A 19,828-nucleotide genomic window follows, 5' to 3' on the forward strand; every position below is an offset into this window, starting at 1 on the left:
ACTATTGTGAATGCTACCCTCGGAACGTCCGAGAGATCAAGGCGGGAGGCCCGATGACCATCGAGGAATCACGATCCCTGGACGCGACCTTCCGGTCGCGGCTCGAGGCCGGAGCGCTGGCGTTCCAGCGGTGTTCGGAGTCGCACGCGGTGTTCCCGCCACGGCCCGTGTGCCCCTCGTGCGGATCGACCGAGCTGGCCTGGGGCGACAGCGAGGGTCGCGGCACCATCTACTCCGCGACCACCATTTCCCCGCGCGGCGTGGATCCGTACACGGTGGTCGTGGTCGACCTGGACGAGGGATTCCGCATGATGTCGCGCCTCGACGGTGACGACGCGCTGGCCGCCCGGATCGGCGACCGCGTCGAGACCGAGATCCGCCCGCTGGTCGCCGACGGCGAGCTGCTCCCCTTCGTCCGCCTGGAGGCCACCGCATGAGCACCACCGAGAAGGAGCTGCGCGGCAGCACGTCCATCGTCGGTGTGGCCGAGGCCGGTCTGGGCGAGGTCGGCCCGGGCGTCTCGGCCCTGCAGATCGCCGGCGAGGCCTCGCTGGCCGCCCTCGCCGACGCCGGCCTCAAGCCCTCGGACGTCGACGCCGTCTTCTGCCACTCCGCCTTCTTCACGTTTCCCGCGACGACGCTGAGCGAGTACCTCGGCCTCACGCCGCGGTACGTCGACACCACCGCCACGGGCGGCAGCTCGTTCATCGCGCACCTGCGCCACGCGACCGCCGCGATCAACTCGGGCATGGCCGAGGTCGCGCTCATCGCCTACGGCAGCAACCAGCGCTCGCACTCGGGTGGGCTCGCGACGTCCGGCGCGAACCTCGTGCCCTCCTACGAGAACCCGTTCGGCCCGCGGATGCCCGTGTCGGGCTACGCGCTGGCGGCCGCGCGCCACTTCCACGAGTACGGCACGACGCGCGAGCACCTCGCCGAGATCGCCGTGGCCGCCCGCAAGTGGGCGCAGCTGAACCCGGCCGCGTTCATGCGCGACGAGCTCACCCTCGACGAGGTGCTCAGCGCCCGCATGGTCTCCACTCCCCTGTCGGTGCGCGACTGCTGCCTCGTCACCGATGGCGCGGGCGCCGTGATCGTGACCTCCACCGAGCGGGCACGCGACCTCGGCAAGCCGCTCGTGCCGGTGCTGTCGGTGGCCGAGGCGTCGCGCCACATGAACATCTCGACGACGCCCGACCTGACGACCACGGCGGCCAAGGAGTCGGGCGCTCGCGCGTTCGAGCTGGCCGGGCTGACACCGGCGGATGTCGACGTCGTCGAGGTCTACGACGCGTTCACGATCAACACGCTGCTGTTCCTCGAGGACCTGGGCTTCTGCGCCAAGGGCGAGGGCGGCGAGTTCGTGTCGGGCGGCGCGATCGCGCCCGGCGGCCGGCTGCCGGTGAACACGAACGGCGGCGGACTCTCCTACACGCACCCGGGCATGTACGGGATCTTCCTCATCATCGAGGCGGTCCGGCAGCTGCGCGGCGAGGCGGGCGACCGCCAGGTGGCCGACGCGCACGTCGGCCTTGTCCACGGCAACGGCGGCGTGCTGTCGAGCCAGGTGACGGCCCTGCTGGGCGACGCCACCACCCTCTGACCTCTTCCCACTCTGCACTTTTCACACGACGTAGGAGCACATTCATGACTGGAGTTCTGCAGGACCGTGTCGCGGTCATCACCGGCGCGGGCCAGGGCATCGGCCGCGCGATCGCCGAGCGCTACGCCGCCGAGGGCGCGAAGGTCGCCGTCACGGACATTGACGGCGCCCGCGCGCAGGAGGTCGCCGACGCGATCAACGCGAACGGCGGCACCGCGATCGGCGTGGCCAACGACGTGGCAAGCCGCGAGTCGGTCAACGCGGCCGCGGCCGAGATCGCCGAGAGGCTCGGCACCATCACGATCCTGGTGAGCAACGCCGGCGTCACCCGCCCGGCGATGCTGTGGAAGATGACCGACGAGCAGTGGGACATCGTGCAGCAGACGCACGTCAACGGCTCGTTCTACTGGCTGCAGGCCGTGGTGCCGGGCATGCGCGAGCTGAAGCAGGGCCACATCATCCTCACCAGCTCGGCCGCCGGCATCAACGGCACGATCGGCCAGATCAACTACGCCACCGCCAAGGCCGCCCTCCTGGGCATGGCCCGCTCGGCCTCGAAGGAGCTCGCCCCGGCGAACATCATCGTGAACGCGATCGCCCCCGCCGCGTCCACGCCGATGACCGAGACCATCCGCACCGACGAGCGCTTCAAGGACAAGTACCTCGAGTCCATCCCCATGGGCCGCTGGGCCGAGCCCGAGGAGATCGCCGGCGTCTACGTCTTCCTGGCCTCCCCGGACTGCAACTACATGACCGGCCAAACCTTCTCCGTCGACGGCGGCCGCGTCCCCGTCCGCTGAAGTTGTACGTATCGGAGGGCCTGCGCGTCAGCTCGGGCCCTCCGTGCATCCGCCACCGGCGGTCGAGTGCCGGCGAGCGAAGCGAGCCGGTGTATCGAGACCACAAGGACTCGCTACGCCGCTAGCCACGGCAAAGCGCGACTCGTTATCGTCGACTCTCACGACGAGGGGCGACCATGACAACGCTGGCACCGATCCACCCGGGTGAAGTCCTTCTGGAGGAGTTCCTCCAGCCGATGGAGATGTCGCGGCACCTCTTGGCAGTCTCGATCGGCGTCCCACCGCGCCGCATAGACGAGATTGTCCGCGGCAAGCGCCACATCACCACAGCCACAGCCCAGCGACTGGCACGCTTCTTCGGCACGAACGACCGGTTCTGGCTCAACCTCCAGACGCGGTTTGAATTGGAAAGCGCGAAGGACGGCTCGGGCGACGCCCTCAATGCGAGCGAGCCGCTGCACACCTCGCAGGAAGTCAGCGGATAGGTCCTCTTGCATAAGGATATGGCAATATCCTTATGCAACACGTATCTCAGACAAGGATCGCCATGGCTCCGCTGGACGCACTCACCTTGGGGTGGGAGCAACTTGCGTGGCAGCCGTCAGTGCCCGTCGAGCCGACCGACCGTCGACGAGCAGCAGTCGTTGGCCGGCCCTACCGCGCTGCAGTTCCACCCCCCATCGCGGATCTCGAGTTCGACCTCGACGCCGGAGTCGCTGCCCGATCAGAGGACGCCAGAGCAGCGATCACACGATTCGACGCAGATCTCTCCGCGCTATTTGACGGCGAGTTCGCACCGCTCTCGGCGGTTCTCCTGCGAACGGAGTCCGCTTCGTCCTCGCAGATCGAGAACATCACGGTTGGCGCCAAGGCGTTGTCGTTGGCCGACGTGGGCCTGGCTAAGTTTGGCTCGAACGCCAAGCTTGTCCAGGCGAATGTTGAGGCAATGAACCGTGCACTCGAATTCACGGGTGCCCTGACACCGGAACTCGTACTTTCCATCCACGAAGCGCTCATGCACGACCAGGACCAAGCTGATCCGGGACGGTTTCGCGAGCAGCAGGTCTGGATCGGTGGCACCGACTACTCGCCGCATGAAGCCGAGTTCGTTCCTCCGCGACACTCGCGGATTCAAGATTCGATCCAAGACCTCTGCGCGTTCTCCGAGCGGACCACTCTTCCGCTCTTGGCGCACGCCGCCATCGCGCATGCTCAGTTCGAGACCATCCACCCGTTCAACGACGGCAACGGGCGCGTCGGGCGGGCGCTCGTCCATGTGATGCTTCGCAACGGTGGCGCGACGACTCGCACCACCGTGCCGGTCTCTGCCGGGTTGTTGGCCGATACTGACGCGTACTACGCCGCACTCACCGCCTATCGCAACGGTGACCCCAATCCGATCGTCGCGGAGTTCAGCCGCGCCGCTTTCGCCGCAGTCAGCAACGGCCAGGAACTCGCAGCCGACCTGAAGGCTCTGCACGACCGCTGGAGAGACAATCTTCAGGCCCGCAAGGACGCGGTCGCCTGGCGGGTCCTGCCCTATCTGCTCCGCCAGCCTTCGGTGACTTCCAAGCTCATTCAGACGACGATGCAAGTCACGCAACCGGCAGCCGACAACGCGTTGCGTCAACTGCAGGAGGCCGGAGCGCTGTCTAAGCCCAAGAACGTCCACGGCGAAGGCGCGACGAGGAATGTCGTTTGGCAGGCAACCGAGGTCCTCGCGGCTCTCGACCGGTTCGGCGACCGCGCACGTCGGAACCCCAGATCTGCGTAGCTCAGGTCAGCCGGTCGGCAGCAGTCGACTGGACGACACCTTCGCGGCGAAGTGGGGCACCTCCAAAAGGTCGGATCGCGGCAGACGTACGCGACGGCACCAGCGCCAGCCGCGGTGGCTTACGCTCGGCCGCATGGCAGATGCGATCGTTCGCGCCACGGCAATCCGCTGGGTCACAGACGACCAGACCGCAGTGATCGAGGTCGGCATCTTTGACTCGGACGGGCAGGAACATCGCATCATCGAGAAGGTCCCGGTCCTCACGCGTCGCGATATCACGTCGGCATCGGCGTTCCCGGCGGACCTGTGGATCAAGGCAGACGCGGGCACCGTTGTGGGTGAACACGTCGAGGTCACGCTTGCCCACCCCGTCGAGACAACCGAAGGGCTCACCCAACTCAGAGTCGCGATTAGAGACGTCAAGTGGCTGTGACTTCGTAAGTCCTGCACCCGCGACCGCTCCTCGGCAGATCCGTACGTCCGGCTCGCGGCGTTATGACACGGCTCCAGTCGTCACTTCTGCTGCTCAGCCCCTCGTGCGTACGACCGCACGACGCCATCGGGTCAATGTTCTTTGGAAGCTTCCATAGCCGACTTCGGTCCCGTATACCCAATTGCTTCCAGGGGGGTATCCAGCAGGACATATAGCGCCTCCCCTTCACGGGCGATCAGGTGTCGATTCGATCCGTCGGCGCGTTTGGCCCGGTAGTGGATCTTCCCCTTCTCTCCCGTGTGTCGCCAGGCGACTTCGATGATGGGCTGGGGCAGCTTAGGCATGTCGAACATGTTGCCTTAGCAGCGTCAGCTCGACAATGCGCTCGCTATCGCGCTAGACGACGCGATCGTTGAACACTCGGACGAAGGCCCGGCCGCCGAGAGCACTACTTGTCTCAACCGGCGAACAGAAGCGCGTGCTTCAACTGTCAATCCGGGGGACCGCCGGGCCTGGTCAGTGCAGACTTGCCAGATGGCAACACAAGCGGCGCACAGCGAAGGCGAACGAGTGCGGGCCCTTGGGATAGTCGGATTCGAGCTTCGAATGATGGCTCATAGTTTCGCGCTGCTACGCCGAGCAGAAGTATCCGTTGATGACCCAATGGCGCAGAATGCCTATATCGATTCCGTGTATCTGCATGCACGAGTTTTGATTAAATTCCTTCTCGAATCCGGCTGGGGATCTGATATCCGACGAACGGATTTCGCACCGGAATGGAACCCGGAGCCATTGGACGCTGTCGCGCGGCTGAACGCCAATGCCCGACTCCTGCACAAGTACCTTGCTCACCTCACATGGGAGCGAGCCAGCCTCAACGCGCCAGTCTTGAACTATCCGAACATTGCTGCCGACGTCATCGACGTTGCCGATGCGTGGTCAGCGCACTTAGCCGCATCCACAAACGAGGTCATGTGGAATACCTTCCAGCCCCACGTGTCCCTGGCGCGCCAGACCCTGAACGGACAGTAGATGCGGCGCTGGCCAAGAGCCTCGGCGAGGGAGAGGTGCGGCCGGTAGGCGGCGGATTGACGCACATATAGGAGCTAGCCGCAGCGGCCGAGCTGTCGAGCAAATCAGCTCCGGAGCGGCGCCGTTCGCGTCAGGCCGCGCGTCCATGACACTTCTTGTACTTTCGTCCGCTGCCGCACGGACATGGCTCGTTGCGGCCGGCCGTAGTTTCGGGCGGCAGGACGACAAACCGACTCCTGTCCTCCGCCGTGAGATCGTCCAGCTCGGCGCGACCCGATTCGGGGATGGCAAAGACGGCGATCAGGGCCATGCACTCATAACCGATCGCGAGAGCATCGTGCACCAGGGCGACTGATTGCGCCCGGCTCGCCACCCCGAATCCTTGGTCTCTTGGGTGGCTCTGCATGCGCGCCGTGAGGGACGTCGGGCTGTTGTGGGTCAGGAGGTTTGCCAAAAGCAAGGGTTTCCCAATCAGTACGTCCAGCGCCTCCTGATCGCTCGCTCGCATGCGAGTTCGCGCGGTCTTAGCAAGATCCTTGACGGACTTACCGGTCCAATGACGGTGTCCAAGATTCGTGTCGACTGCGAAGTCACTCACAAGGTTGGCCTCCTCTTCAGACGAGATCCGCGACAGGTCGCTTGTTGTCTCCAGATACCTCGCAGGTGGGGACGTCTGACCCTGCATCTTGAGTGCGACGCTCATCTCGTGGTCGCTGAGGCGCGTGAGTATCTCGTCCGTATCACGAGACGCGAACCACCACAGAGCGACCGTGTCCTCGATCAGAGTCCGGCCAAGGATCACGGCCGGGGCGCCATAGCCCAGAGCACCGAGTCGGAGGAGGCCGTCGAACGTGTTAAGGAGCCGAGCGATGGTCACCTGCTCGGTAACGCTGCTCCGCGCATAGAAGTCTGTGTCAGGTCGGCTGACAGCTTGGACCACTAGCTTCTCAAGCCTGTCGCAAGCGAGGAAGAGATTGCTTACGTCCCTAGACAGGCGCCTTGCATCCCAGAGGTCGGGATGTCGAGCGGTGCGCGATGCGAACCATGCTTCGTCGATTTTCATATGAGTTCCAAGCCGCACGTCTGTAGCACGGCGATAGGCTGCCACACCTTGCTCCATCTGACCGGCACGGTCGAGAAGACGGTGAGTCGGTAGCGCGGGGTGGCGAGCTAGGAGCCACGATGGCTGATGGGCGGTCGACTCGCTCCCTTAGCGGCTATATGCCGCAGGCCTGCCAGGGACCCTACCAGTGGCATCCCCCTTCACATCTTTCTGTCGCGCTCACAACTTGGGCTCCAGGGTGTGCCCTCCCGCGGCCCAGACGCTGGGCTCCAGCTGAGAACGAGCCGGGGCGGAGGCGTCGGTTGCGCCGTACGACGGCAACGCTCCCACCACCTCGAGACCATCGGCATGAAGTTGCCCCGTTAGATCTGCTGCACTAGTAGCGTCCGGCCATGACCACCTTCAAATTGGTGCTGGCTGCATGACTACCAGCGGCGGTCGTTCGAGGCGGATCCCCGGCGTTGCTATTCGGGAGGTCCACGCCGCAGCCGCGACAGGAGTGCATGACGTTCGGTACGGGACTGCACGGGTGCTGGTGAAGCGCGACCCCGACAGCGCCTGCACGATAGTTAACGAGTTCATCTGTGCTCGCTTGGCAATAGGCCTCGGGTTGCCGGTACCGATGGGCGACGCCGGCATGCTCGATAACGTCCGAGCATGGGTTTCCGCGGAGATCGCACTAGACGGCGGAGTCATCCCGCCCGATGCCGATATCGAGCGCGCCGCTCATGCCGCACCCGGAGATTTGGCTGGCATCTGCGTCTTCGACGTGTGGGTTTCCAACGAGGACCGCACGGAAGAGAACGTGCTGTACCACCCAACCATCGGGCTTTGGGCAATCGACCACGAGCGGGCGCTGGGAGGCACCCTCACCTTGCATCCAGAACACCTGGAGGCGGTCAGCCACACTTCGAGTCCTTGGACGCTGATCGCACCGGAACGTCTGGACGCGAATCAACTGCGGGGTTGGGCCTCGCGCGTAAGGAATCTGGATCCACGCATGATCGCGGCGGCCGTCCAAGAAGCGTCTGCGCGAAGGCTGATCGCGACAGCCGCGCAGCGTGATGCGATCATCGACTTCCTGTCGGTGCGTTCGAGGAACATCGAGTATCTACTGAAGGCGTCAATCGGGGAGGATAACTTGCCATGGCTGACCGAACCGCGAGTTGGTTCCTAATCCAGTTCACCGCTGACCTCGCCCGCCGTGAGCCACGCAATGTAGGCGTGGTGCTTGAAACCCCTCAAGGGTGGTTGACGCGGTTTGTCGCACACGGCCCCGACGGTGTTGATGGTCGGCGACTGCGCCGCTTCCGCCTCCCCAAGAATGCCTACGAAGAGTGGGTCGGGTACTTTCACCGGAACATCGACGGCGGAACGTGGGATCGAGTCCTCGAGACGAGCAAGGTTCGCAACTTCCGAGCTCTACGTGGGGGTGAGATCTACGAAGACCGAGATTGGAACGTCGAGCTCGACCGGCTGTTCGGCGAGATGGTGGAGACACGAGATGAAGAGTCATCTGAGGGGCTGAAGAACCGGGTCAAGAGAATCCTTACGGCAGCCGACGTCACCTCTGAGGAGGACTATGCCGTCGAGGTTGACTACGGCGACGACCATCGGAGCGAGGTCTCGTGGGACTTCGCCTACCGAAACGGATCGCTGTGGTTGATGGAAGGTTTGAGGTTGGGCGGCGCACTCGCGCGAACGCAGGCCGAGGCCTTCTACGGTCGAGCGAAGGGCACCGAGAAGGCCATGTCCGCCGGGGGCGGACTCCCGAAGTTCGTTTGCTTTCTCGACGGCGTCGTTGGACTTTCTGACGACGTCGCGGATCGCATCCTCGCGCCGATTGATGCGGTCGCACACGCCGTAGATGTTGACGATGAGGAGCGGGCGATCGAAGAAGTCGCCGCGATGTTCCACCGCAGCTCACAGAACTGAAGCGCGTGGATACATCAGATGACTACAAGGCCGCGATCAAGCGCGCGGTCCTGCCCAACCCAACGGACCTGGTGATGGCCCGAACGCTTCTCCTCAAGCTCGCAGTCGGCGGCCCGATCATCCAAGCGGACTTTCTCAAGGCTTGGCTCTTGGACCATGACCTAGACGGCGATGCCACTCCGGGTTTGGTGGTCGCCGAACGCGGCGCTCTGCTGACCGCGGAGCACGTCGACCGCGGAGAGCCCGCTCTTGTACGCCAGCGAGGTGCCCTTGCATTCCGCGTCGCCGCGACGGAACTCCTGCAGGAAGGGCGCCTACAAGAGGTCAGTGGAAATCTGTATGGCACGTCGGAGCAGATCTCGATCTCGTTGGAGGGTCCAAGTTTCAATTCGAGCGTGACCGTCGACGTCACGATCCCAGTGATCCCCAACGATCGTCGCGTCGGTCTGCCCTACGCCCGCACTGAGCAGCCGCGGCTGGATCTCCTCAACGCTCAGGACTACGTTGCAGGCCTCGGCGAACTGCTGGGAGACAGGGCGCTACGTACCCTCCTCGAAGCTCACGAGGCCTTACGCCGTCGCCTCTGGATCTCCGCGGTCTCGTTGCTCAGCGTGGCGTCCGAGGCGGCTTGGTTCAGTTTGGGTCGCGCCTTGGCTCGCGACACGGGCCAGCTGAGGAAGGCGCTAGAGAATGACTCCGCAGCGGACGTGATCCGGCTGGTCTCCGATGAACTTCGCAGCGGTAAGCGCGCACATCGAGCAACAGTGGACCAACTGACAAGCAGGGCCCACAGCCTGCGTGCTGCACGCAATTACGCACTGCACACCAAGGATGAGCCTGACGCCCTCCTAGAGACCTACTTCACGGAACTTGGATGCATCGCCGAGTTCGCAGCGAGCCGACCCTACTTCGTGGAACTCGCGAGCCTCCTTAGAAAGCTTGATTGAAAAGTCAGATCAGCCGGCAGATTCCTTCGGGTCGGGCAGCGACGCAATCTTCTTGGTCTTGACGCGCTTCCAGGTGGGTTTTGTGAACCAAGGGAAGCGGTATCGGAGGCGCGACTGTCGGTGGTCGCGGGTGCGAACCGAGATAGCCCGGCCCTCCAGCCGTAAGCGGCCGAGAAGACGTGAACGGCGGTTCCAGACAATTGCTACCCAAACGGGCTCGAGCGGAGTGGCCAGGTCGATGGCGTACCGAACTTCTATCTCGATCGATTCGAGCGAGGTCAGGGCCGCTGGCAAGGCGCCCCATCGTCGATGGTCCCAATTAGCGCACTCCAACTCCGTCTCAGGGCACGAGCAACCTACGAGGTGGATCTTCGCATCGTCGCCCCACGAATACAGTTGAGGCTCCAGCCAAGTGTCATCGCCGAAAGGGCGGAACCCGAGCTTGGTAGCGCCCACCTTGTTCAGTACGCCGGGATTCGGAGCAATGTGCAACCAACTACCGCGGTCGGCGTGCCGGTCCCGACGGATCTGCCCGAGCGTGTAGGCCGCGGCAACCAGACCGGCGGCGGCGAGCGTCAGAGCGGAAATGGCTTCAGCGGCACTCACCGTCCAATTCCAAGCCGACTCCGACCAATTCTCGACGCCCGACCAAGACCATGCGTCGATCCCACCCCCTGCACGGTCTGACGGCGTGGGGGACGCTGTCGCCGTCGGAGCAGCAGTTGATGGCGGTGGCGAATCGGCCTGGAGCACGCTCGAACGATAGCGCCGGCCAACTGCATTGTCCGTCGAAAGTTCTGTCGAACGCTTTCTTCACCTGCGTCTAATTGGGCGGTAAGACTCAGCGTTTCCGGAATCCCGGTTGCCATGCGACCGGGGAAACCCTCAGCCGACTGGGACGACGTAGGACTCGACCTCCGCGATGAGGTCGCCGCGGAACGTGAACAGGTCGCTGTAGACGAACGCGAAGCGGCCAGCCTGCTTGTGATGGCCGACGCCCGTGCCCGTGAGGATGAAGACGTCGCCGGCTTCGAAGGCGCGGTCGACGGTCAACTCCGGACTGCCCTCGAAGTCTGGGTTCTCGATCTCGGTGTCGAACTCCGCCTTGCCACGCGTCGTTCGGACGCCGTGCACGTGCCACACGACGTCGTCCGTCAGGCAGCTCAGCACCAGCTCGTGGTCGCTGCGACGGAAACCCTGCATGTAGCGGTCGAGGACCTCCAGCCTGGGGTTGGTCATGCGCTTCTCCTTCGCGACGGTGAGCAAGTCCGGTGGTGGGCACTCTGCCAACGCATCGTCACTCGCACTAGACGTCCTCTGCGAATCGGAGTACGGAATCGCGGGTAGGCGTCTCTTCACTGGCGACACCAGCGGCTCGCCACGGATGGAGAACGTCATGCCCAGTCACCACACCTCGAACACCGAACCCGCGTCGGGGACGAACCGTCGGCGCCGGCGCGGCGTACTTCTGTCCCTCGCGTTGGTCGTCGGCCTGCTCAGTGCTGCGTCGAGCGCTCAGGCGCGTGAGGCCACCACGCCGGACCCCGCAGGCGGCGGGTCGAGCGCCTTCGACCTCTACAAGGTCAAGGTCGTCAACAACGCCAAGGGCGTGCGGGTCACCGTGCGGATGAAGCCGGTCGACTGGAACGCGGAGTCCACTCCCGTCGGCGAGTTCCGCCTGCTGCTCGACACGAACCACAAGTCGGCGGGTGCCGAGTTCGCCGACGAGGTCGGGATCCCGGGCGACGGTGGCTTCCGCGCGCTCAAGGGATCCACGGCGCACCGCGAGAGCTGGGTGACCTACCCGTTCCCCGGCACGTGCGGCAAGACCGTGCGCGAGCGGTACGACCTCGAGAACGGCATCGTCGTGGTCCACGTCAAGCCGAAGAAGGGCTGCCTCTACCACCCGAAGTACGTCCGGGTGAACGTGCGGAGCATCCAGTCCGGGTACATCGACGACTCCGGTTACCACACGTACACGCCAGCGCGCATCGATCACCTGCCGTACAAGAACTCGTTCACCCCGTGGGTGAAGTACTCGCGGAAGTGAACTGCCCTGTGGAGGCGCCCAGTTATCGGCTCGACACCTTCGGTGGGGCTCATCGATCCGTCTCGAGTTGTCACATAGTCCGAGCATCGCCACCAGCAGGGGGCACACCCTCGGTCCCCGCAAAAGGCAGCGCGCCATCGCCGCGGCCGGCGATGCAGCCTTCCGTTCTTGCGAGCGGCCGCCCAGCCTAGAAATTCACGGCCTATGCTGAGCCCTGCCGCTGCAACGCAGCGAAAAACGCGACAGGTCTTAGGGGTCGGTAGACGTGGGCCGAGTGAGCCACTCTTTGCGCTTGTCCGCCGTAAGGCGGGTTGAGTCTGGAGAGCTGTCGGCCCGACAGATCGCCGAAGAGATTGGGGTGACTGCAGGTACGGTCAACCGTTGGAGGAGAAAGTGGCGGGCTGGCACGCTAGGCGAATCACAGGCGCGCACGAAGGACGGAGACCTCCGCCAGAGGTACGGCACCGCACCCTGGCCCAAAACCGACTACAGCGACCTCTTCCCCAAGATCGACACCACCGCACTCTTCCCCAAAACCGACTACAGCGACCTCTTCCCCAAGATCGACACCACCGCACTCTTCCCCAAAACCGACTACAGCGACCTCTTCCCCAAGATCGACACCACCGCACTCTTCCCCAAAACCGACTACAGCGACCTCTTCCCCAAGATCGACACCACCGCACTCTTCCCCAAAACCGACTACAGCGACCTCTTCCCCAAGATCGACACCACCGCACTCTTCCCCAAGATCGACTACAGCGACCTCTTCCCCAAGATCGACACCACCGCACTTTTCCCCAAGATCGACTACAGGGCGCTGTTCTCCAAGCCTGACTACACCTCGATATTTCCAAGGATCGACTATGAGAAGCTGCTGCCGCGTCCAGACTTCTCCGAACTGCGCGATTGGGCACGCGAACTCAGGCGACGATGGTGGCCACCGAACTGGCCCGCCGAGGTCCCCAGCTTCGAGGTGTTGAACGAGATATTGAATGAGGACGGGATCCCCTTGGTGTGGGTGCCGCGACAGTCAATAGTCGAAGCCCTCTTCGCGGCGAAGGACCGCCGCGAGCGCGTCGAGATCCTCCTCAATGAACGCTCGGCCGTCACGCGTGACTGCCAGGAGGCGACGGCCAAGATGACTCACCCTCGCACTTCGGGTTCCAAACCGCTTGCCTTTGCCGCGATTAAGGCACTATCCGATGGGCACGACGAGGCGGCGCAAGCACTCGCCGTGGTAGTCACCGAGTCCGCAGTCCAGACTGCGCTAGCGAAGAGCTACTCCAAAATCAGCCACGAGGTTCGCATCGACGCTGCCGAGATCGGTCTACGCGCTCTGCGTTACCGAGCTGCACTCGCGCCCGTGGCAAGCTTCTACACGCCGTACTACCCAAGCACCGGCGAGAAGCCGAGTGCTCTCTCACGCCACGTGTCGGTTCACTACGCTGAGTCGGACCATTACACGTCTGCCAACTCCTTGCTCTCGGTCCTTCTCATGACGTCCGTCCTCCTGGCCCTCGATGACTACTGGTCAAGAGTCCAGCCTGGAGGCGAGACAGAAGAGGTAATGACTCTCTAGTCTCGCGCCAAGTCCGGGCGTTTCCGGAGCCTTGGTCACGGAAGTGGTTCTTCGAAGACGTACCGGGCGTACCGAGCGACACCCGGCCCCCCTGTCCGCGTTATGCCACAGCGGGGGCCAGTCGTCCTTCCTCGCATCGACATTTCCACGTCTGCGCCGCTGAACTTGGGAAGCATCCGCGACGCAGTGATTCCGCTACAACTCCGACGGGTAGACGCGCTGGCTCCTAGCGTCAGTTGATGAAGCCCGCCAGGCGGCCGTTGATGATCTGCTCGGCGCCGGAGACCATGCGCTCGACGAGCTCGCGGGCCGAGGGGACGTCCTGGATGAGGCCCTGGACCATGCCGACGGACCAGACACCGGCATCGAGGTCGCCGGACTCGTAGACCTCGCGGCCGCGGACGCCGGCGACGAGCTCGCGGATGTCCTCGAACTGGGCGCCCTCGTCGAGCATCGAGACGACCTTGGTGCTGATCTCGTTGCGGGCGACGCGCGCGGTGTTGCGCAGCGGGCGGAAGATCAGCGAGGTCTCGCGCTCGGTGGCCTCGACGATGCGGTCCTTGACGTTCTGGTGGATCCACGACTCCTGCGTGCTCATGAAGCGGGTGCCCATGTTCACGCCGTCGGCTCCCAGCGCCAGCGCCGCGACGAGGCCGCGCTCGTCCGCGATGCCGCCCGAGGCGATGATCGGGATCGAGAGCTTGTCGGCGGCGGCCGGAATCAGCACGAGGCCGGGGATGTCGTCCTCGCCCGGGTGGCCGGCGCACTCGAAGCCGTCGATGGAGACGCCGTCGACGCCCACCTTCTCGGCTCGCAGCGCGTGACGGACGCTCGTGCACTTGTGAAGCACCTTGATGCCGTGGTCCTTGAAGAACGGCATGTGCGGCTCGGGGCTCGCGCCCGCGGTCTCCACGATCTTCACGCCCGACTCGGCGATCGCGTGGCGGTACTCGTCGTACGGCGGCGGGTTGATCGACGGCAGGATCGTCAGGTTCACGCCGAACGGCTTGTCGGTCAGCTCGCGCGCCTTCGCGATCTCACCGGCCAGCGCCTCCGGAGTCGGCTGCGTCAGCGCGGTGATGATGCCCAGCGCGCCCGCGTCGGAGACGGCGGCGGCCAGCTCGGCGCGCCCCACCCACTGCATCCCGCCCTGGACGATCGGATGGGTGACACCGAACGTCTCGGTGAAACGGGTCTTCAGCATGAGGGCTCCTTCGAGGGGGGATTCAGTCGGCGGCCGGGCGGACCGGCCAGTCGGGAACGGCATCGGGCAGGTCGGTGTCCAACCGGCCGGTGAACACGGCGTCGCGCTTCTCGAGGAACGACGCGACGCCTTCCTTGGCGTCGGGTCCCTGCTTGAGCGCGGCGATCGTCTGGGTCTCCAGCTTGTGGGTCTCCCACAGGTCGTCCTGCGTCAGCTGCGACCACAGCATCCGGCGCGTGGCCGCGACGGCGACGCCCGAGGTGTTGTCGGCGATCTCGCGAGCGATGGCACGAGCGGTCGGGAGCACGTCCTCGGGCTCCACGACGCGCGACACCAGCCGCCCGCGCAGCGCCTCGTCGGCCTCGAACACGCGACCCGTCAGCGCCCACTCCGAGGCCTGCGAGATCCCGACGACGCGCGGCAGGAACCAGCTCGAGACGGCCTCCGGCGCGATGCCGCGGCGCGCGAACACGAAGCCGAACTTCGCCTTCGTCGAGGCGATCCGGATGTCCATCGGCAGGGTCATCGTGATGCCCACACCGATGGCAGCGCCGTTGATCGCGGCGATGACCGGCTTCGGGAACGAGGCCAGGCGCAGCGTCACCACGCCGCCGCCGTCACGCGGCAGGCCGGCGATCTCGTCGGCGTCCGAGCGGTCGTTGCGCATGCCGTCGCCGCTGTAGGAGAACGGCTTGTCGCCCGCGCCGCCGAGGTCGGCACCAGCGCAGAACGCCCGCCCCTCCCCCGTCACGATGACGACGCGCACGTCGTCGTTCGCCTCGGCCCAGTCGAGGGCCTCGACCATCTCGGTGCGCATGACCGGCGTGAACGCGTTCATCCGGTCGGGCCGGTTGAGGCGCACCTCCAGGACGCGGTCGGCCAGCGTCAGCGTGATCTGCTCGAACTCGGGAACGCTCACTTGATCGACCACTTCCCGGTGAACTCGGCCTCGGTCTTGTCGGCGAAGGCCTTGAACGCGGCCGGCGCGTCGTCGGTGGCGTAATTGATCGCCTGGGCGCGGGCCTCGTTGTCGAGCACGTCGCGGAACGACTGGACCACACCGTTGTGCAGCAGGTCCTTGTTCTGGGCGATCGCGATCGGCGGCATCGCCGCGAGACGGTCGGCGAGGTCGGCGACGAAGCCGTCGATCTCGTCGGGCTCCTTCACCCACGTGACGAGGCCGAGCTCCTTCGCCTCCTCAGGGGTGACGAAGTCGGCGAGGAACGCCAGGCGCTTCGCCTGCTGGAGACCCGCGAGCCGCGGCAGCAGCCACGCGCCGCCGAAGTCGAGGCTCAGGCCGCGCTTGGCGAAGATCTCGGAGAACTTCGCGGTCGACGACGCCACGACGAAGTCGCAGCACAGCGCCATGTTGAAGCCCGCGCCGACAGCCGCGCCCTTGACCTTCGCGATCGTCGGCTTGTTCAGGCTGTAGAGGGCCTCGGGCGTGCGGCTGATGTTGCGCACGCGCGTCAGCGGGTGGCCCGCCGCCGGTCCGCCGCCGATGTCCGCGCCCGCGCAGAACGCGTCGCCGGCGCCGGTCAGCACCACGGCACGGATCGAGTCGTCGTACGAGATCGTGCGGAGGTGGTCGTGGAGCAGCGCCCAGCCGTCGGCCGTCTGCGCGTTCTTGCGGTGCGGGCGGTTGAGGGTGATCGTCGCGATCTGGTCCTCGACCTCGAGGAGGATGTCGTCGCTCATGCGGTGGCCTTCGCGGAGTCGATGGTGGCGCGGCCGAGGGCCGCGGTGAGCTCGGTGAGGCCGCCGTGGGCCTGCTCGAGCGCCTTGCCGCGCTTGAGCCACAGCTGCAGGTGGTGCTCCCACGTGAAGCCGATGCCGCCGTGCAGCTGGAGCGAGGCGCGGTTGGCCTCGAACTCGGCCTCGACCGCCACGATGCGGGCGGCCAGAGCGGCGGTGAGCGCGTCGGGCGCACCGTCGGCCACCTTCGCCGCGGCGGCGTGCACCGCGAACGCGGCCAGCTCGACCTTCGCGACCGCGTCGGCCAGCTGGTGCTTCACGGCCTGGAACGAGCCGATGACGCGACCGAACTGCTCGCGCACCTTCGCGTAGGCGACGGTCTCGTCGAGCATCCGGCGGCTGAGGCCGATCAGGACGCTCGCCGACGCCGCGGCCTCGTGGGCGAGGACCGTCTCGACGCCGCCACCGGGCAGCACCTGGGCCGCGCCCTCGGGCAAGGTCACCGCGAATTGCCGGCGAGACGGGTCCATCGAACGCAGCGGCGTCAGCTCGCACGCGGACGTCTCGACCAGCTTGAGCTCGTCGCCGTCGCGGAAGATCAGCACGTCGCTGACGTGCGCGTCCGGCACCGAGGCCAGTCCACGCAGCGCGACCGTCGCCGTGGCCGAGCCGTCGGCCAGCCTGGGCAGCCACGCGGCCTGCTGCTCGGGTGAGCCCGCGACCGTCAGCGCGACCGGCGCGGTGACGAGCGACTCGACCAGCGCGTCCGGCACCGCGTGGTAGCCCATGCGCTCCAGCACGAGGGCGAGGTCGACGAGCGTGCCGCCGTAGCCCTCGAACTCCTCGGGCACGAGGATCGTGGTCAGGCCGAGCTGCGCGATCGTCGCGCGGAGCTTCTCCGAGCGACCGGTCTCGGTGGTCCACAGCGCCCGCAGGGCCTCGACGTCGACCTCGGCCGCCACGGCCTGGTCGAACGACGTCGCGAGGTCCTGCTGCTCGGGTTCGAATGCGATCTTCATCCGCGCGGCTCCTTCGGCAGTCCGAGCATCCGCTCGGAGATGATGTTGCGCTGGATCTCGTTGGACCCGGCGTAGATCTCGGCGCCCCGCCCGTGCCAGTAGTTGCGGCGCATGCCGAACATCTCGCCGTCGGGACCGTGGTCGGTCATGACCTCGGCGTCCGCGCCGAGCACCGCGAGGTGCTGTTCGTGGACCGCCGTGTGGATCTGGGTGTAGAGCATCTTCTGGATGCTGGAGACGTCCGGGCCGGTGCGGCCCGTGGCGATCTCGTGCGTCGCGGCGTACGTGGCCTGCTCGTAGGCGAAGGTCCACGCCGCGAGCCGGCCGAGCTCCTCGACCTGGCCCTCGGAGCCGCGCTCACCCGTGTCGCGGGCGAGGTCGACCAGCGCCTGCTCCAGGCGCGTGTGCGTGCCGCGGCCCGTGCCGCGCTCGAGCTGCAGCGACGTGCCGGCCACGCGCCAGCCGTCGCCGACCTCGCCGATCACGTTCTCCATCGGCACCTCGACGTTCTCGAAGAACACCTCGGCGAAACCCGGGTTGCCGTGCAGCTGGCCCAGCGGGCGGATCTCCACGCCCGGCGAGCGCAGGTCGATGATGACGAACGTCAGGCCCTTGTGGCCCTTGGCGGCGGGATCGGTGCGCACGAGCGCGAACATCGTGGTGGCGATGATGCCCTGCGAGGTCCAGATCTTCTGGCCGTCGACCACCATCGTGTCGCCGTTGATGCGACCGGTGGTGCGGATGGCGGCCAGGTCGCTGCCGGCGCCGGGCTCGGAGAAGCCCTGGCACCAGATGTCCTCGCAGTTGAGGATGCCGGGCAGGAAGCGCTGCTTCTGCTCGTCGGTGCCGTGCGCCTCGACGGTGGGACCGCCGTGCACGAGGCCCATCTTGTTGAGGCGCTCCGGCAGCCGGAACCGCGCGTACTCCTCGTCGTAGATCAGCTGGTCCCAGGCGTCGGCGCCCATGCCGCCGACCTCCTTCGGCCAGCCCGGCGCGGCGTAGCCGGCCTCGAAGAGCGCCTTCTCCCACTCCAGGTGCTGGCTGAGGCCGGGCTCGGAGTACGGGCTGTCGAGGCGACCCTTCGGGCCGTTCGCGGCGAACCAGTCCTGCAGCTCGCGGCGGAACGCCTGCTGTTCGGGGGTGAAGTTCAGGTCCATGGTTTCAGTCCTCCGCGAGCTGCTTGGTCATATCGATGATCCCGTTGCCCTGACCGCGGCGACGGCGGATGGCGCCGACGACCGAGGTCACGATGACGAGTGCGACGACGGCGATGATGGTGCCCGAGATCGGGCGGGTGACGAAGATCGACAGCGAGCCGTCCGACATCAGCAGCGACTGGCGGAACGCGATCTCCATGACGCTGCCGAGCACGAACGCCAGCACCAGCGGCGCGGGCTCGAAGCCGGTCTTGCGCATGAGGTAGCCGACGAAGCCGGCGATGATCATGACCCACATGTCGAACTGCGTGTAGCTGATCGTGTAGACGCCGATGAGCGTGATCAGCAGCGCGACGCCGCCGATGATGCCGATGCGCACGCGCAGCAGCTGCACGAACAGGCCGACGAACGGCAGGTTGAGCGCCAGCAGGATCAGGTTGCCGATGAACATCGAGGCGATGACGCCCCAGAACAGCTCGGGGTGCTCGTCGATCATGCCGGGGCCGGGCGTGATGTCCTGCATCATCAGCGCGCCGAGGATCAGCGCGAGGACGGCGTTGGACGGCAGGCCCAGCGTCAGCAGCGGGATGAACGCCGAGATCGACGAGGAGTTGTTCGCGGTCTCGGGACCGGCGACGCCCTCGATCGCGCCCTTGCCGAAGCGGCTCGGGTCCTTCGCGACCTTCTTCTCCACCGCGTACGAGGCGAGCGAGCTCATGACGCCGCCACCGCCGGGCAGGATGCCGATCGGGAAGCCCAGGATCGTGCCGCGGGCGATCGGTCCGCGCGAGTCCTTCCAGTCCTGCTTCGTCGGCAGGATGCGGTCGATCGTGCCGATCGTGCCCGAGCTGGTGAGGCGCTTCTCGAGGTTGTACATGATCTCGCCGATGCCGAACATGCCCATCGCGATGGCGACGAGGTCGAGGCCGGAGATCAGCTCGGGCATGTCGAAGCTGAAGCGCGACGTGCCCTGGATCGGGTCGGGGCCGACGGCGGCGAGCAGCAGGCCGAACAGCGCGGCGATGACGCTCTTCACGGTGGACTTGGTGCCGAGGTAGGTCACCAGCACCAGGCCGAGGATCGTGATGGCCGCGTACTCGGGCGGTCCGAAGCGCAGCGCGGCGGCGGCGACGGCCGGGGCGATGAGCGCCAGACCGATGATGGCGATCGTGCCGCCGATGAAGGAGCCGATCGCGGCGATGCCGAGGGCTGGTCCGCCGCGTCCCTGCTTGGTCATCTCGTAGCCGTCGAGCGCGGTGATCGCGCTCGCGGCCTCGCCCGGGATGCGCAGCAGGACCGAGGTGATCGTGCCGCCGTACATCGAGCCGTAGTAGACGCCCGCGAGCATCATGATCGCGGCCTCGGGCGTGATCGAGTACGTGATCGGCAGCAGCAGTGCGATCGTGGCGGTCGGACCGAGACCCGGCAGCACGCCGATGATCGTGCCGATCGTGACGCCGAGGAAGACGAAGAGCAGGTTCTCCGGGGTGAAGACGACCCCGAAGCCCGACATGAGGTTGGTCAGCGAGTCCAT

The 19,828-nt window shown here is 65.9% G+C and carries 22 protein-coding genes; 12 read left to right on the forward strand and 10 right to left on the reverse strand.

The annotated features are described in order from the left end of the window. Positions 1 to 53: 53 nt before the first annotated feature. The 6 genes from BJ975_RS14020 to BJ975_RS14045 all read left to right on the forward strand — a co-directional run bounded on the left by BJ975_RS14020 (position 54) and on the right by BJ975_RS14045 (position 4,610). Positions 54 to 437 (forward strand): Zn-ribbon domain-containing OB-fold protein, encoded by a 384-nt coding sequence (locus BJ975_RS14020; protein WP_179426996.1) that lies wholly within the window; start codon positions 54 to 56, stop codon positions 435 to 437. Next, complete coding sequence (locus BJ975_RS14025) at positions 434 to 1,603, forward strand: acetyl-CoA acetyltransferase (protein WP_179426998.1); 1,170 nt, start codon at positions 434 to 436, stop codon at positions 1,601 to 1,603. The genes BJ975_RS14020 and BJ975_RS14025 overlap by 4 nt, the downstream gene beginning before the upstream one ends. A 44-nt stretch (positions 1,604 to 1,647) precedes the next feature. Continuing rightward, complete coding sequence (locus BJ975_RS14030) at positions 1,648 to 2,403, forward strand: SDR family NAD(P)-dependent oxidoreductase (RefSeq protein WP_179427000.1); 756 nt, start codon at positions 1,648 to 1,650, stop codon at positions 2,401 to 2,403. A gap of 176 nt (positions 2,404 to 2,579) precedes the next feature. Continuing rightward, positions 2,580 to 2,888: a HigA family addiction module antitoxin gene (locus tag BJ975_RS14035; protein WP_179427002.1), complete on the forward strand. Its 309-nt coding sequence runs from the start codon at positions 2,580 to 2,582 to the stop codon at positions 2,886 to 2,888. A gap of 62 nt (positions 2,889 to 2,950) precedes the next feature. Beyond that, positions 2,951 to 4,177, forward strand: a complete 1,227-nt coding sequence (locus BJ975_RS14040) for a Fic family protein (RefSeq protein ID WP_179427004.1) — start codon at positions 2,951 to 2,953, stop codon at positions 4,175 to 4,177. A 133-nt stretch (positions 4,178 to 4,310) separates the two neighbouring features. After that, positions 4,311 to 4,610 carry a hypothetical protein gene (locus BJ975_RS14045; protein ID WP_179427006.1) on the forward strand — a complete coding sequence of 100 codons (300 nt, stop codon included), beginning with the start codon at positions 4,311 to 4,313 and terminating at the stop codon, positions 4,608 to 4,610. Between the two features lie 131 nt (positions 4,611 to 4,741). Here BJ975_RS14045 and BJ975_RS14050 read toward each other — a convergent pair whose 3' ends face one another. Beyond that, positions 4,742 to 4,954 carry a hypothetical protein gene (locus tag BJ975_RS14050; RefSeq protein ID WP_179427008.1) on the reverse strand — a complete coding sequence of 71 codons (213 nt, stop codon included), beginning with the start codon at positions 4,952 to 4,954 and terminating at the stop codon, positions 4,742 to 4,744. A 190-nt stretch (positions 4,955 to 5,144) separates the two neighbouring features. Between BJ975_RS14050 and BJ975_RS14055 the strand changes: the two genes are divergently transcribed. Then, entirely contained in the window at positions 5,145 to 5,642 is a 498-nt protein-coding gene (locus BJ975_RS14055) for a hypothetical protein (protein WP_179427010.1), read from the forward strand. A gap of 130 nt (positions 5,643 to 5,772) precedes the next feature. Here BJ975_RS14055 and BJ975_RS14060 read toward each other — a convergent pair whose 3' ends face one another. After that, entirely contained in the window at positions 5,773 to 6,750 is a 978-nt protein-coding gene (locus BJ975_RS14060) for a DUF5677 domain-containing protein (protein WP_218845943.1), read from the reverse strand. A gap of 484 nt (positions 6,751 to 7,234) precedes the next feature. On the opposite strand from BJ975_RS14060, the gene BJ975_RS14065 reads away from it, so the two are divergent. From BJ975_RS14065 to BJ975_RS14075, 3 genes are read left to right on the forward strand one after another with little or no spacing between them, the layout of a single operon-like run. Continuing rightward, positions 7,235 to 7,882 carry a HipA family kinase gene (locus BJ975_RS14065; RefSeq protein ID WP_179427014.1) on the forward strand — a complete coding sequence of 216 codons (648 nt, stop codon included), beginning with the start codon at positions 7,235 to 7,237 and terminating at the stop codon, positions 7,880 to 7,882. Next, positions 7,852 to 8,640 carry a hypothetical protein gene (locus tag BJ975_RS14070; RefSeq protein ID WP_179427016.1) on the forward strand — a complete coding sequence of 263 codons (789 nt, stop codon included), beginning with the start codon at positions 7,852 to 7,854 and terminating at the stop codon, positions 8,638 to 8,640. Before BJ975_RS14065 ends, BJ975_RS14070 begins: the two co-directional genes overlap by 31 nt. Before the next feature lie 5 nt (positions 8,641 to 8,645). Continuing rightward, positions 8,646 to 9,587, forward strand: a complete 942-nt coding sequence (locus tag BJ975_RS14075; RefSeq protein WP_179427018.1) for a hypothetical protein — start codon at positions 8,646 to 8,648, stop codon at positions 9,585 to 9,587. Between the two features lie 9 nt (positions 9,588 to 9,596). On the opposite strand, the gene BJ975_RS14080 is transcribed toward BJ975_RS14075, so the two are convergent. After that, on the reverse strand, positions 9,597 to 10,193 hold the full coding sequence (locus BJ975_RS14080) for a hypothetical protein (RefSeq protein WP_179427020.1): 597 nt from the start codon (positions 10,191 to 10,193) through the stop codon (positions 9,597 to 9,599). A 279-nt stretch (positions 10,194 to 10,472) separates the two neighbouring features. Then, entirely contained in the window at positions 10,473 to 10,826 is a 354-nt protein-coding gene (locus BJ975_RS14085) for a nuclear transport factor 2 family protein (protein ID WP_179427022.1), read from the reverse strand. Positions 10,827 to 10,983: 157 nt separating this feature from the next. On the opposite strand from BJ975_RS14085, the gene BJ975_RS14090 reads away from it, so the two are divergent. Both BJ975_RS14090 and BJ975_RS14095 read left to right on the forward strand, forming a co-directional pair. Further along, a complete protein-coding gene (locus BJ975_RS14090) occupies positions 10,984 to 11,637 on the forward strand; it encodes a hypothetical protein (RefSeq protein ID WP_179427024.1) in 654 nt (217 codons plus the stop codon). Between the two features lie 292 nt (positions 11,638 to 11,929). After that, positions 11,930 to 13,219, forward strand: a complete 1,290-nt coding sequence (locus BJ975_RS14095) for a helix-turn-helix domain-containing protein (RefSeq protein WP_179427026.1) — start codon at positions 11,930 to 11,932, stop codon at positions 13,217 to 13,219. Between the two features lie 232 nt (positions 13,220 to 13,451). Here the strand turns inward: BJ975_RS14095 and BJ975_RS14100 are convergent, their stop codons facing one another. The 6 genes from BJ975_RS14100 to BJ975_RS14125 are packed head-to-tail and all read right to left on the reverse strand — an operon-like array spanning position 13,452 to position 19,828. After that, positions 13,452 to 14,423, reverse strand: a complete 972-nt coding sequence (locus tag BJ975_RS14100; protein ID WP_179427028.1) for an NAD(P)H-dependent flavin oxidoreductase — start codon at positions 14,421 to 14,423, stop codon at positions 13,452 to 13,454. Between the two features lie 22 nt (positions 14,424 to 14,445). Next, positions 14,446 to 15,342 (reverse strand): enoyl-CoA hydratase-related protein, encoded by an 897-nt coding sequence (locus tag BJ975_RS14105; RefSeq protein ID WP_179427030.1) that lies wholly within the window; start codon positions 15,340 to 15,342, stop codon positions 14,446 to 14,448. Beyond that, positions 15,339 to 16,121, reverse strand: a complete 783-nt coding sequence (locus BJ975_RS14110) for an enoyl-CoA hydratase/isomerase family protein (RefSeq protein WP_179427032.1) — start codon at positions 16,119 to 16,121, stop codon at positions 15,339 to 15,341. Before BJ975_RS14110 ends, BJ975_RS14105 begins: the two co-directional genes overlap by 4 nt. Continuing rightward, complete coding sequence (locus BJ975_RS14115; protein WP_179427034.1) at positions 16,118 to 17,137, reverse strand: acyl-CoA dehydrogenase family protein; 1,020 nt, start codon at positions 17,135 to 17,137, stop codon at positions 16,118 to 16,120. Before BJ975_RS14115 ends, BJ975_RS14110 begins: the two co-directional genes overlap by 4 nt. Continuing rightward, positions 17,134 to 18,294: an acyl-CoA dehydrogenase family protein gene (locus tag BJ975_RS14120; protein WP_179427036.1), complete on the reverse strand. Its 1,161-nt coding sequence runs from the start codon at positions 18,292 to 18,294 to the stop codon at positions 17,134 to 17,136. The genes BJ975_RS14115 and BJ975_RS14120 overlap by 4 nt, the downstream gene beginning before the upstream one ends. A gap of 4 nt (positions 18,295 to 18,298) precedes the next feature. After that, on the reverse strand, positions 18,299 to 19,828 hold the full coding sequence (locus BJ975_RS14125) for a tripartite tricarboxylate transporter permease (protein WP_179427038.1): 1,530 nt from the start codon (positions 19,826 to 19,828) through the stop codon (positions 18,299 to 18,301).

This window comes from Aeromicrobium tamlense, assembly GCF_013408555.1.
Lineage (GTDB): Bacteria > Actinomycetota > Actinomycetes > Propionibacteriales > Nocardioidaceae > Aeromicrobium > Aeromicrobium tamlense.